Source organism: Pseudomonas sp. AGC41, from assembly GCF_057334555.1.
The window spans coordinates 22,844-35,304 of sequence record NZ_JBHFJB010000021.1; the positions used below are offsets into that span (position 1 = coordinate 22,844).

Sequence of the window (12,461 nt, forward strand, 5' to 3'; positions counted from 1 at the left end):
CCACGGAGTCCGTTGTTATTTCAGAGGGAGAGTGCTCCGCTCACGCTCTCGTAGTACAGTCTGCACCCGATACCAGACCCCAATTTTTGAAGACATGAGGCGTCCGGGAATTCTGCTTGAACAGACCCGCGCCTCATGTCCTTCGTCAGCCGCAGCGGTAACAGCATGATTGAAATCACCGAAGTCTCCATTGCCCAGCTCCGGGCTGCGCTGGAATCCGGCCAGACCACGGCGGTCGAGCTGGTCCAGGCTTATCTCGCCCGAATTGACGCCTATGACGGCCCCGACACGCCTACCGCCCTCAACGCAGTGGTGGTTCGCAACCCCGCTGCGCTGGACGAGGCCAAGGCGTCCGATGCCCGTCGGGCCAAGGGCCAGACGTTAGGTCCGCTCGATGGCATTCCCTACACCGCCAAGGACAGTTATCTGGTGAAGGGCCTTACCGCCGCCTCGGGAAGCCCGGCCTTCAAGGACCTGGTTGCCCATCGCGACGCCTTCACCATCGAGCGCCTGCGCGCCGCCGGGGCGATCTGCCTGGGCAAGACCAATATGCCGCCGATGGCGAACGGCGGCATGCAGCGCGGCGTGTATGGCCGCGCCGAAAGCCCGTACAACGCCCGCTACCTCACCGCGCCTTTCGCCTCGGGCTCGTCGAACGGCGCGGGCACCGCCACCGCTGCCAGTTTCGCCGCCTTCGGCCTCGCGGAAGAAACCTGGTCCAGTGGCCGCGGACCGGCCTCCAACAATGGCTTGTGTGCCTACACGCCCTCGCGCGGGGTGATCTCGGTGCGCGGCAACTGGCCCCTGACGCCGACAATGGACGTTGTCGTGCCCTATGCCAGGACCATGGCCGACCTGCTGGAAGTGCTCGACGTGGTGGTAGCGAACGACCCCGACCCCCGTGGCGACCTGTGGCGCATGCAACCCTGGGTGCCGATTCCGTCCGTCGATTCGGTGCGTCCCGCCTCGTACCCGGGCCTTGCGGCCAAACCCGAAGCGCTGGCCGGCATCCGTTTCGGCGTGCCGCGCATGTACATCAATGCCGACCCCGTAGCGGGCACCGCTGAAAAACCCGGCATCGGCGGCCCGACCGGGCAACGGATCATCACTCGCCCGTCGGTGATTGCCCTCTGGAAAGCTGCGCGCAAAGCCTTGGAGGCCCAGGGCGCCGAAGTGATCGAGGTGGATTTCCCGCTGGTGTCCAACTGCGAGGGCGATCGTCCTGGCGCGCCGACGGTGTTCACCCGCGGCCTGGTGTCCAAGGAGTTCCTGCACCATGAACTCTGGGACCTGTCGGCCTGGGCGTTCGATGATTTCCTGCGGGCCAACGGCGATCCGAAACTCAATCGCCTGGCCGACGTCGACGGACCGCTGATTTTCCCGCACGACCCGGGCACCCTGCCCAATCGCGAGGACGACCTTGCCGCCGGCATGGACGAATACGTGAAGATGGCCCAGCGCGGCATCACGCCGTGGGACCAGATCCCGACCTTGCCCGATGGCTTGCGCGGCCTCGAACAGACACGCCGGATCGATCTCGAGGATTGGATGGAGCGCCTTGGCCTGGACGCGGTGATCTTCCCTACCGTGGCGGATGTCGGGCCCGCCGACGCGGACGTCAACCCGGAGTCAGCCGACATTGCCTGGAGCAATGGCGTCTGGGTCGCCAACGGCAACCTCGCCATCCGCCACCTCGGCGTGCCAACCGTCACCGTGCCAATGGGCGTCATGGCGGACATCGGCATGCCCGTCGGGCTGACGTTCGCGGGCCGTGCCTATGACGATTCGAAACTTCTGCAGCTGGCTTCGGCATTCGAGTCAACGGGCTCGAAACGGATGATCCCGCCTCGTACCCCGCCGTTGTCGACAAAGCACTGAAAGGGTTGGCGGGGCTCGCCCCGCCCCCCTTGTTGAAAGACCTCGACGTAGCGCTCGGGGAGCCTCAGTTGAGATGGGCCTTGAGTTCATTGCCTGCCTGCCGCATGGCAGCCCTGACTTCCGGCACCTGGCTCAACGGGTTGAGCAAACCATAGTCATGGATCATCCCGTTGTAACGAACCGCCGTGACCTCCACGCCCGCAGCATCCAGCTTTTGGGCATACGCCTCGCCTTCGTCGCGCAACACATCCAGCCCCGCAGTTTGAATCAGCGCCGGTGGCAGGCCTTTCAACTGCTCGACAGTGGCCTTGAGTGGCGAAGCGTGGATTTGCGCGCGCTCGGTCGAGTCGGTTGTGTAGTTGTCCCAAAACCAGGTCATCATGTTTTTGGTCAGGAAATGACCTTCGGCGAATTGCCGGTAGGAACCCGTATCGAAGCTTGCGTCGGTCACAGGCCAGAGGAGCAATTGAAATCGCAGCTTCGGTGTGGCGTTTTCTTTCGCCATCAAACTCACGACCGCCGCCATGTTGCCGCCCACGCTGTTGCCGGCCACCGCCAATCGCCGACCGTCGACGTTGAGTTCCATGCCATGCTCGGCAACCCATCGGGTCGCGGCGTAGGCCTGGTTTATAGCCGTGGGGTAACGAGCTTCCGGAGACGGTGTGTAGTCAACGTAGACCGCAACGGCACCCGAAGCGACGACGAGGTCGCGGATCAGTCGAGCATGCGTCGGGTAATCGCCCAACACCCAACCGCCACCATGGAAGAACATGAATGCCGGCAGCGTGCCCCTGGCGTTCTCAGGCCTGACCACCGTCAACTTGATACTTTTTCCATCCACAACGATCGTCTTGTCGCTGACCTCAATCCCCGACATGTCGACCTGAACCGATTTCTGAGCACCGGCAAGAACCGCCCGCGCTTGCTCCGGGCTCAGCTGCTCGATAGGTTTGCCGCCACCTGCCGCCAATGCGTCCAGAAAGGCCTGGGTCTGATGTTCAGGCGATGGGTTGGCAGCCATGGCGGATCCGACCGACAGTGCGATCATTGCAGGCACGACTTTCACTGTTTTTTTCATGTTTGCTCCTAAGCGATTGGAAGTAATTGAAGTGGCGTTCCTGCCTCATACCAGGCGCGCACCACCATCAATGTTGATCGTGGCGCCATTCATGAAACCGTTGTTCATCAGGAACACTACGGCGGCAGCGGCTTCATTGGCGGTCCCCAGGCGATGCAGTGGCAGGCTCTGTTCGAGCGCCGCAACGAAGCCATCCCGAGCATCGCCCATGGCTTTGGCGAGAATAGGCGTATCGATGGGGCCAGGGGACAAGGTGTTGAAACGAATCGGCGCGAGCTCAAGAGCGAGGCCGCGGGCCAGCGCCTCCATGGCGGCGGACGCAGCCGCGAGCACGGCGGTACCGTAGGCGTTGGGTCGATCTGCCAACGAACCGGAAATGAACGTCACCGAACCGTCCCTGGCAAGGCGGTCGCCGAGCGTCCTGAGGGCATGGATCGCCGCCCAGAGCCGTTCGTCAAAGGCGCGGTGCAAATAAGCGAGGTCAGCGTCCAGCACCTTCCCCGCCACGAATGTTCCTGCGAGCAGTACCAGGTGATCCACGGTTTCGACATCCGTCAACGCATCGGCCACGGCCGCACTTTGGGTAATGTCCGCAGCGCGCCAGCTATCGAAACCGTGCAGCGTGGCGACGCTCTCTGCCCTGGCAGCGTCCAGGCCAACCACATGGACCTTGCCTCCCGCCTGTTTCGCCTGGATTGCTGTCGCCAGGCCGATACCTGAAGTACCGCCGAATATGACGATGTTTTTTCCAGCCAGGCCGCCGCCTCCGGCATTATTTTTAACCAGTGGGGTATTCATCTGATAATCCTCGTGCTGATGATCGGATTGCGAAACTTGCACTCCGGGCTTAAACGATCATCAACTCACGCGTATTGAAGATACAGCCGTCCCCGCATGCAGGAGCTGAACCGTAGCTATTTAAATGGCGCGATTTCAAACCTGCACTTACACATTTTTAATACAGGTGTTAATTCCTCCAACCGGTTTTTTCACCGGTACCCCGGGAACTATGATCGAGCCGTACAGCAAGTTGCGCCGGTACTTCTACAGACCGGGCTTGCACAACCGAGCGACTCAATCAGTCACTAACGGCGCCGAGGTATTTCAATGAACCTGATCGTGGAGAACCATCGAATTCTGCTCAGCCGCAGTCAAATCAGCGTGCGTTTTCAAGTGGCCCCTCCAGCCTATTGCCCGGCGCTTCGCGAAGCCCTTCTACGCATTTCGCTGCTTCCGGGATGCCTTGATTACAAGCTGACGGACGAAGAACAGGCGCCTTTTCACTGGCTGATTTCTGGTATCTGGATGAATGAGGGCAGCCGGCACCGTCATTATTGCAGCGAACAGCTTCAAGTCCTGTTTCGCTACATGATCGAGCGAAACGCTTGCTGGATCCGTTGCAGCGAGGGCCCGATTGAAGACGCGGCCGACCGCAACGCTGCGTCGGCGCGCCGTTGTGCTCAAGAGGATGGCTAGCGCGGCGAATCGCTGGCCGCTTTGATAATCAGATCCCAAGGAGCAGGCGTTGGGAACACCTCCCGGAGAAACTCCAGGAAAGCCTTGACGTTAGGATTGCCCCGGCGACTTTCTGGCCAAAGGGCGGTAATGGTGAACTTGTCCACGGCGTACTCTGGAAATACCGGTACCAGTTCGCCTCGCTGCACGTAAGACGCAGCCACGTAAGTTGGAGAAATGCCAATGCCCCCGCCTGCGGCGAGCGTCATGGCGACGGCATCACTGACATCCAGGGTCATGGTCGCATTGGGCGTTATTTCAACTATTTGCTCGCCGACCTGAAACGGCCAACGCAACGCCTGCCCGGTACTTTGATAACGGAAATTGACACAGTCGTGATTCGCCAGGTCGTCAATGCTTAGCGGCTTACCATGTTTGGCAAGGTAGGCCGGTGAAGCGAAAGTACATACGCGATGCGGGGCCAGGGGCCTGGAAACCAGACGTGAATCCGCCAGGTTGCCGACTCGAACCGCGATGTCGATACCCTGTTCGATGATGTCTGAAAATGAGTCACCCAACCGCAAATCTACCGTCAGTGCCGGATAGCGCTCGCGAAACGCCGGCAGCGCTGGCGCGAGAATATTCACTCCGATGGGCAGCGGCGCGGTCACTTTCAGGACCCCCGACGGCTCCCCTCGCGACGCAACGGCAGCCTGCTCGATTTCTTCCACCTCGCGAATCACCCGCAGGGCTCGCTCGTAGAGCTCACGCCCCTCGGGTGTCAGGACCAGGGATCGCGTGGTTCGACTGAAAAGTCGCAGCCCGAAATGTTCCTCCAGTCGCTGCACGCTTTTACTGACGGCCGATGGCGATACGGAAAGATCCCTGGCAGCAGCGGTGTAGCTACCCAGGGATGCCGTACGTGCGAAGGCGATGAGACCGGTCAAACGGTCCAAACCGATTTTTGCTTTCATGGAACAACAATAGCCATTCCATGACCCTTTTAACAACGTGCGTACCTCTAACGTTGGATCACTCACCTTCGCGAAGTATTGGATCGTCCAGATTTGTGCCATCAAGGCATGTCTGATTTTACCTTCGGAGGTGTTCCAGCTTTACGCTCGACTGCCTATTTTGTCGCCGGACGGAATTGAAGCGCCTCTGCCGTTTACACGGGCTGCCTGGCAGCCTCGGCGCAATCCCTGCAAAGGTGCTTGGGTGATGATAAGAATCAATGACCTCGCGATTTTTGTGCGAGTGGCAACGGTGGACAGTTTTTCGGTGGTGGCCAGGGAAATGGACCTGTTTCCTGCCCAGATAAGTGCAGCCATCAAACGTTTGGAATGTGAGCTCGACACGCGATTGTTTGCCCGATCAACCCGCAGTCTGCGTCTCACCGCCGAGGGTGAACGCTACCTGCCCTACGCTCGGGATGTTCTTCATACGCTGAGCGAAGGCAAGGCCGGCCTGCAACAGAGCGACCACGGACTGCGGGGCGTCCTGCAGGTTGCGAGCGCTTCTGACCTGGGCAGGAATGTCCTGTTGCCCTGGCTCCTGGATTTCCGCCGGGATAATCCTGGCTTGGTGCTGCGCGTCATGCTCTCGGATCAGGTTTCCGATATCTTCCGCGACCCGATAGACGTCGCCATACGTTATGGCACCTTGCAGAACGCCGATTTTGTCTCCATGCCGCTGGTGCCGGCCAACCGCCGGGTGGTGGCGGCGGCCCCTGCTTACCTGGATCTACATGGCCGGCCGGAGACGGTGCAGGATCTGGCAGCGCACGCTTGCCTGCGCTTTCATTTGAACGGAAAGCTCTATGACCGCTGGTTGTTCCCCAGAGAACCGGAGAACGACTGCGTGATCGTCAACGGCCCGGTGTTGAGTGACGATGCGGACGTCATACGCCGCTGTGCGATCGCCGGAGAAGGCATTCTGTACAAGTCGTGGCTGGACATCTGTGACGACGTGCGAGCCGGGCGCCTGGAGATCTTGCTGCCGGATATCCCGGGCGAGCCCTACCCGCTGAATTTCGTATGCCCCCACCGAAAACAGTTCACACCGGCTATCCGCGCGCTTTACGGATACTTGAAGGATAGATGCGAGGCGCTGTTGAAAGGCGTTTCCTAGCCGGGGCTTTGGAGTCAGGCAGAGCGCACAACATGGACGACGCTGTTCTGCTCACAGCGCAGCGCCGTCATTCAAACCGTCCAACCGCTAGCCGCCCCGTCTCGGGCCGCGCATAGAGATACCCCTGCATCAGCTCGATGCCCAGCTCCAGCAGCGTCGCGCTTTCTTCTCGCGTTTCGACGCCCTCGGCGATGACGGTAATCCCCAGCCGGCCGGCGACCAGGATGATCCCCTCGACAATCGCGCGCCTGACCGGGTCCTGGTCGATGCCTCGGGTCAACGCCATGTCGATCTTCAGCACCTGGGGCTGGAACAGCGCCAGCAGATTGAGCCCCGAGTAGCCTGAACCGAAATCATCGATCGCGGTAGTGAAACCCTGGCGCTCGTACTCCAGGAAGATCGACTTGAGGTGCTCGGGGTCATTCACCCTTTCGCCTTCCGTGACCTCGAACATGAGCCTGTCCGGCGGAAAACAGCTTTGCCGCGCTGCCTCCAACGTAGCCCGTATACAGGTCTCGGCCCGGTACACGGCGTTGGGCAGGAAGTTGATGCTGAGCAGGCAATCGGGAATGTCGAGGATGCCGAGCCTGGCAGCCTCCTCGATCGCTTTGACCCGGCAGGCCTGGTCGAACCGGTAGCGGTTACTGTCATTCACCAGCCCCAGGATATAACCCGCCGATTCGCCGTTCACGCCTCTGACCAGAGCCTCATAGGCAAAGGCCGTGCGCGTGCGGACATTGAAGATCGGTTGGAACGCCATGGTGAAATCAAATCCCAACGCCGAATGGTCGCGACATTCGGCGCAACCAAGGGATTTGAAGGTTTGAGGAGAAGAAGATGCGGTCATATCAGTGTTCCGTCGCGGCAGCGGGCGTCCCTGTGATGCAGAAACTATAGGCAATCTCCCTTGAATCGGCACGGGTCGCGCTTTCTGGAGTGCGGTCGGGCCCGCGTTACGCAATTAACAACGTTTAACTCGCCCCTGCGCGCGACGTCACCAAGAATGGCGCTCTGCTCAGGCCTTGGTTCACACGGAAAAGACGTATGTCACCCGCCCCCACAAACATGATTGTACCCAGGCCAACACCGGTCGCCCTGAAGCCGATCTGGCTGCTGGCTTTGCTCGCGGGAAGCGCACCCGCACTGGCGGGACAAACCGCCGAGGGTTTCCTGCAAGGGGCGTCATTTGAAGTGCTGAGCCGCAACTTCTACCTCAACAATGACTACCGGTCCCCTACCCCGGCGAGCAAGAGCTACAAGGCGGAATGGGCCCAGGGCTTCATCGCCACGTTCGAGTCCGGCTTCACGCCCGGCACCGTCGGTGCAGGCATCGACGCCCATGGGTTCGTCGGTTTGAAACTGGACGGCGGCAAGGGTCACTCGGGGACGGGATTGCTGCCGCTGGACGAAGACGGACGCAGTGAGGACGAATACTCCAGCGCCGGCGCTGCGCTGAAATTCAACACCTCACGAACCACCCTGGCGTTGGGCGAAATGACCGTGGCGACACCGGTATTCGATACGGCGGACAAGCGCCTGCAACCGGAATACGCCAGCGGCGTGTTGCTGTCGAGCCAGGAATTCGATGAGATCGATCTGCAGGCGGGGCATTTCAGCGCCTTCAAGAACCAGGACGCTTCCACCGCCAAAGGTGATTTCTCCGGTTATGGCGCAAGTACCCGCCATGGCAGTATCGACTTCATCGGTGCCGACCTGTTCAGCGGCCGTGCGGTGGGCGGCGCGCTCTATGCTTCCGAGCTGAGCGACACCTGGCGCCAGTACTACGCCAATCTGCATTCGACGCTGGGCGAGCTGTTCCTCGACGGTAACGTCTACTACACCCGCGACCATGGCCAGGCCAGCGCGGGCGCCATCGACAACACGGCCTTCAGTCTGTCCGGCAAATACCGGCATGAAGCCCAGGCATTCACCTTGGCGTATCAGAAAATCAACGGCGAGACGCCTTTCGATTTCGTCGGTGGCGACTCCATCTACCTCGCCAATTCGATCAAATACGCCGACTTCAATGGCCCAGGCGAACGCTCCTGGCAGGTTCGCTATGACGTCGACCTGGGCACGCTGGGCATCCGCGGCCTGAGTTTCATGGCCCGCTACGTAAGCGGCAGCGGGATAGACGGCAGCCAAGCGCCAAAGGGCGGCGCCTACAACCCGTTCGACAGCGACACGGGAACCTACAGCCCGCTGCAGGGGGACGGCGGTCGCCATTGGGAGCGCGACCTGGACCTGCATTACGTCGTGCAATCGGGGCCGGCCAGGGACCTGTCGCTGCAACTGTCCCACGTCACCCACCGCGCCAACAGCGCCCAGGCCGGCGATGACATCGACAGGCTGTACGTCGTCCTCCAGTACCCGCTGAAGCTGGGGCCGTTCTGAACAGCCGCATCATCAAACCTTCACGCTGCTGACGGCATGATAATTGGCATCGAGCCCAGCGAGGAAGCGCCATGCCGTCATCAGGACCAGCGACGAACGTCTCTCACCGACCAAGGCTTGCGGATCTCAAACCGCTTGTCCAATCCTTGCGGGCAGCTCCCGCTGCCCTGCGCAGACAGGCGGAACCCAGGATCACTCCGGCACCACAGCTGGAAAATCGAGAGGGCTACCGCAGCGACTTTCTTGGCGATTTCCTGGTGCCCTGGCCGTCCCTGGATCCAGCCCAGGCAGAGGACGTCCACCCGACGGGCACAGCCATGAATCGCCTGGATTACACCCATTTCTCCATCGCCATGTCTCGAAGTCGACGATTGGCGCTTGTGGTGGGTGTCAATATCGATGGCGCCAGCAGCGTCGAAGTTGATCGCGGACGCGATGTCTGGGCCTATGACGGGCGATTGCCCAGCGATGCGCAGCTCGGCGAAGAGTTGTATGCCGACAACCTGCTCGATCGCGGCCATCTGGTCAGGCGCCAGGACCCCAACTGGGGCCAGGATGCGCACACGGCCAATGCCGACACCTTTCACTTCACCAACTGCTCGCCACAAATGGCCGCCTTCAACCAGAAAACCTGGCTGGAACTCGAGGACTATATCCTCGACAACACTCGCCGCTGGAAAGCCAGGGCGACGGTATTCACCGGGCCGTTGCTGCGCGAAGATGATCCAACCTACCGGGGTGTGCAGATCCCCACCGCGTTCTGGAAAGTCGTGGCATTCCTCGGCGACGACGGCAAGCCCTCGGCCAGCGCCTACATGATTGACCAACGCCGGGAGCTGGAAAAACTGGAACTCCTGTTCGGGGCGCTCAAGACCTATCGACACAGCGTTGATCAGATTGAAACGCTGACGGGTGTTCGTTTTGGTGATTTGGCCGACTACGACGGTTTCTCGAACGAGGAACGCTTGACCGGAACACGGATTGAAGCGGCCATCCGCGGGCCCGAAGATATCCTTCTGTGAAACGGACCGACCGGCGGGATTACCCGGGACGCCAGCGCGCCCCGGGCACCAGGTTCATGGCTTGCGGGTCACCCGCCACACGGTGTTCGCCAGGTCATCGGCGATGATCAACGCACCGCGCGGATCAACGGTCACACCCACGGGCCGCCCACGGGTCTTGCCATCCTCGCCGCGGAACCCCGTGGCGAAGTCCACCGGCTCACTGGCGGGACGACCGTTGCGAAACGGCACAAAAATGACCTTGTAGCCCACCGGCTGGTCACGGTTCCAACTGCCGTGCTCACCGACGAAGGCGCCTTCGGCAAATTGCTCGCCCATGGCCGGGATGGAGAAATCGACACCGAGTGCCGCGACGTGGGAACCGAGGCTGTAGTCGGGCTTGACGGCCGCAGCGACTTTTTGCGGATCCTGTGGTTGCGCGCGCGGGTCGACGTTCTGCCCCCAGTAGCTATAAGGCCAGCCATAAAACGCACCTTCGCGCACCGATGTCAGGTAATCCGGCACCAGGTCGGGGCCCAACTCGTCGCGCTCGTTAACCACCGCCCACAACTGCCCGGAGCCAGGCTCGACCTTCAGCGCCGTCGGGTTGCGCAGACCGGTCGCGTAGGGTTTGTGAGCGCCTGTCGCGGCGTCGATCTGCCAGACCATGGCGCGGTCGATTTCGACCTCCATGCCGCGTTCGGTGACGTTGCTGTTCGAGCCGATGCCGACGTACAGCGAGCGTCCGTCGGGACTGATCGCCAGCGCCTTGGTCCAGTGGTGGTTGATCTCGGACGGCAGGTCGGTGACTTTGGTGGGCGGCCCGCTGGCCTTGGTCTGGCCCTCTTCATAATCGAAGCGCACCAGTGCGTCCTGGTTGGCGACGTACAGCTTGCCGTCGGCAAACGCCAGGCCATAGGGTGCGTTGAGGTTTTCGGCGAAGACCGTCTTGAGCTCGTAGGTGCCATCACCGTCAGCGTCGCGCAACAGCGTCAGGCGATTGCCGCCCTTGACCTGGGTGTTGCCCTTGGCCTTGATGACACTGGCGATGACGTCCTTGGGCTTGAGCTTCGCGGCGTTTCCGCCACGGCCTTCGGCCACCAGGATGTCGCCGTTGGGCAACACCAGGGTCTGGCGCGGAATCTTCAGCTCGGTGGCGATAGCGGTGATGTCGTAGCCTTGCGGCACCGTTGGTTTCTGCTCGCCCCAGGGCACCGGCTCGGCGATTTTCATGCTGGGCAACAACCCGCGCTGGGGCTCCGGCAATTTGGGGTCTGGACCGCGTGCCTGAGTGGCGTCCCCTTCCCCTCCGCAGGCGCTCAGCAACAGCGCCATGCTCAAGGCTGTCAATGCGATGCGCGGTTTCATTGCTCACCTCCCGAACGCAGATTGGTCAGCCCGACCCACGCCGCAGCGCAGGCCAACAGGGTCACGACGACCGACAGAACCAGGCCCTGGGGCATGATGGCCCAGGCGTCCTTGGCATGTTCGAAGGCATTGATCAGCCCGAGTACCCAAGTCACCAGCAACAGCAGGAAATACACCACCGGACGCCCGGCCTTGCGCTCTGCACGAAGCAGATTGGCCAGCGCAAACAGCAATGCCAACCCACAGAACAGCAGCCCGCCGGCAATCAGCCATGAGGCGAAATTGCTCCATTGGATCTGGTAGGTCTTGTAGTACGCGATGTCATTGAGCAGCGCCCCGAGAAACAACGGAACGGTACCGGCAAGCAGGACCGCATGAAGCGGACCTGGCGTGCTTCGGTAGAGGGGATGGGTGGTAACGGTCATGACAGCTCCTTATCGTTCAGCGTCCCTGGCGGTTACCGCGAGAAACCGGGCCGTCGGGGGCGCGTTGATTAACGCCTAGGGAAATGATCGTGCCGCCAAAGCGATAGTTCCGATTTTTCGCTTGGGGTAAGGCGGCAGTTCGCAGCGTTTTGCATGACAAGGAGTACGGGGCATGCCGATACAAACCGTGGCGAGGGAGCTTGCTCCCGCTGGGCTGCGTAGCGGCCCCAAGCCCTATCACCAAGGTGTGTCAGGCTGATCACGACCCAGCCTTTTTGGGACTGCTGCGCAATCCAGCGGGAGCAAGCTCCCTCGCCACGGAAGGCACTGCTGGGTGTCAGCTTAAAAGCCTTGAGATCATAGCTTTTTGTGGCGAGGGAGCTTGCTCCCGCTGGGCTGCGTAGCGGCCCCAGCCCTATCACCAAGGTGTGTCAGGCTGATCACGACCCAGCCTTTTGGGGTTGCTGCGCAATCCAGCGGGAGCAAGCTCTCATCAAACAAAATCCATCCCCTTGTTCTCCAAAGCTTTTTTAAGCCGCGATCACTCGAACACCCAGCTTTGTAGCCTTACGCTGTAAGGCTCTAAGCTGACGATCACGGCTTTTGGCCTCGTACTCTTCCATATCCTGCGCCACGTAAGGCTGGCCTTTGGTCAGCATGGCGTAGATCAGGCGGGCCAGTTGGTGAGCCGTAGCCTTGATGGCGCAGGCCGTATCCATACGAGCCAATCGG

General features: G+C 61.1%; 11 protein-coding genes and 1 pseudogene. 5 read left to right on the top strand and 7 right to left on the bottom strand.

Annotated features, from left to right (window positions below; genetic code table 11):
• Positions 1-165 precede the first annotated feature (165 nt).
• Positions 166-1,878, top strand: a complete 1,713-nt coding sequence (locus tag ACE04F_RS02710; protein ID WP_486104663.1) for an amidase — start codon at positions 166-168, stop codon at positions 1,876-1,878.
• 64 nt (positions 1,879-1,942) lie between these two features.
• On the opposite strand, the gene ACE04F_RS02715 is transcribed toward ACE04F_RS02710, so the two are convergent.
• Complete coding sequence (locus ACE04F_RS02715) at positions 1,943-2,956, bottom strand: alpha/beta hydrolase (RefSeq protein ID WP_486104646.1); 1,014 nt, start codon at positions 2,954-2,956, stop codon at positions 1,943-1,945.
• A 45-nt stretch (positions 2,957-3,001) separates the two neighbouring features.
• On the bottom strand, positions 3,002-3,754 hold the full coding sequence (locus ACE04F_RS02720; RefSeq protein ID WP_486104648.1) for an SDR family oxidoreductase: 753 nt from the start codon (positions 3,752-3,754) through the stop codon (positions 3,002-3,004).
• Between the two features lie 309 nt (positions 3,755-4,063).
• Here ACE04F_RS02720 and ACE04F_RS02725 point away from each other — a divergent pair, with 309 nt between their 5' ends.
• Positions 4,064-4,432, top strand: coding sequence for a hypothetical protein (locus ACE04F_RS02725; RefSeq protein ID WP_486104650.1), 369 nt, complete (start codon positions 4,064-4,066; stop codon positions 4,430-4,432).
• Here ACE04F_RS02725 and ACE04F_RS02730 read toward each other — a convergent pair.
• A complete protein-coding gene (locus ACE04F_RS02730) occupies positions 4,429-5,487 on the bottom strand; it encodes a LysR family transcriptional regulator (protein WP_486104665.1) in 1,059 nt (352 codons plus the stop codon). The genes ACE04F_RS02725 and ACE04F_RS02730 overlap by 4 nt on opposite strands.
• A gap of 145 nt (positions 5,488-5,632) precedes the next feature.
• On the opposite strand from ACE04F_RS02730, the gene ACE04F_RS02735 reads away from it, so the two are divergent.
• Positions 5,633-6,541, top strand: coding sequence for a LysR family transcriptional regulator (locus ACE04F_RS02735; protein ID WP_486104652.1), 909 nt, complete (start codon positions 5,633-5,635; stop codon positions 6,539-6,541).
• A gap of 67 nt (positions 6,542-6,608) precedes the next feature.
• On the opposite strand, the gene ACE04F_RS02740 is transcribed toward ACE04F_RS02735, so the two are convergent.
• Positions 6,609-7,388, bottom strand: coding sequence for an EAL domain-containing protein (locus ACE04F_RS02740; RefSeq protein WP_486104654.1), 780 nt, complete (start codon positions 7,386-7,388; stop codon positions 6,609-6,611).
• 197 nt (positions 7,389-7,585) lie between these two features.
• On the opposite strand from ACE04F_RS02740, the gene ACE04F_RS02745 reads away from it, so the two are divergent.
• A complete protein-coding gene (locus ACE04F_RS02745; RefSeq protein WP_486104656.1) occupies positions 7,586-8,935 on the top strand; it encodes an OprD family porin in 1,350 nt (449 codons plus the stop codon).
• A gap of 71 nt (positions 8,936-9,006) precedes the next feature.
• A complete protein-coding gene (locus ACE04F_RS02750) occupies positions 9,007-9,957 on the top strand; it encodes a DNA/RNA non-specific endonuclease (protein WP_486104658.1) in 951 nt (316 codons plus the stop codon).
• A gap of 54 nt (positions 9,958-10,011) precedes the next feature.
• Here the strand turns inward: ACE04F_RS02750 and ACE04F_RS02755 are convergent, their stop codons facing one another.
• The 3 genes and pseudogenes from ACE04F_RS02755 to ACE04F_RS02765 all read right to left on the bottom strand — a co-directional run.
• The gene (locus ACE04F_RS02755; RefSeq protein WP_486104660.1) at positions 10,012-11,304 is read right to left on the bottom strand and encodes a PQQ-dependent sugar dehydrogenase; all 1,293 of its coding nucleotides are present in this window, start codon (positions 11,302-11,304) and stop codon (positions 10,012-10,014) included.
• Entirely contained in the window at positions 11,301-11,729 is a 429-nt protein-coding gene (locus ACE04F_RS02760) for a DUF2231 domain-containing protein (protein WP_486104661.1), read from the bottom strand. Before ACE04F_RS02760 ends, ACE04F_RS02755 begins: the two co-directional genes overlap by 4 nt.
• Before the next feature lie 530 nt (positions 11,730-12,259).
• A pseudogene (locus ACE04F_RS02765) lies at positions 12,260-12,461 on the bottom strand (IS110 family transposase); the annotation flags it as partial.

Bases quoted from the DNA above. Each gene is read 5' to 3' on its own strand.
- ACE04F_RS02710 (WP_486104663.1), top strand. From the start codon at position 166: ATGATTGAAATCACCGAAGTCTCCATTGCCCAGCTCCGGGCTGCGCTG.
- ACE04F_RS02715 (WP_486104646.1), bottom strand. From the start codon at position 2,956: ATGAAAAAAACAGTGAAAGTCGTGCCTGCAATGATCGCACTGTCGGTC.
- ACE04F_RS02720 (WP_486104648.1), bottom strand. From the start codon at position 3,754: ATGAATACCCCACTGGTTAAAAATAATGCCGGAGGCGGCGGCCTGGCT.
- ACE04F_RS02725 (WP_486104650.1), top strand. From the start codon at position 4,064: ATGAACCTGATCGTGGAGAACCATCGAATTCTGCTCAGCCGCAGTCAA.
- ACE04F_RS02730 (WP_486104665.1), bottom strand. From the start codon at position 5,487: ATGGCACAAATCTGGACGATCCAATACTTCGCGAAGGTGAGTGATCCA.
- ACE04F_RS02735 (WP_486104652.1), top strand. From the start codon at position 5,633: ATGATAAGAATCAATGACCTCGCGATTTTTGTGCGAGTGGCAACGGTG.
- ACE04F_RS02740 (WP_486104654.1), bottom strand. From the start codon at position 7,388: ATGACCGCATCTTCTTCTCCTCAAACCTTCAAATCCCTTGGTTGCGCC.
- ACE04F_RS02745 (WP_486104656.1), top strand. From the start codon at position 7,586: ATGTCACCCGCCCCCACAAACATGATTGTACCCAGGCCAACACCGGTC.
- ACE04F_RS02750 (WP_486104658.1), top strand. From the start codon at position 9,007: ATGCCGTCATCAGGACCAGCGACGAACGTCTCTCACCGACCAAGGCTT.
- ACE04F_RS02755 (WP_486104660.1), bottom strand. From the start codon at position 11,304: ATGAAACCGCGCATCGCATTGACAGCCTTGAGCATGGCGCTGTTGCTG.
- ACE04F_RS02760 (WP_486104661.1), bottom strand. From the start codon at position 11,729: ATGACCGTTACCACCCATCCCCTCTACCGAAGCACGCCAGGTCCGCTT.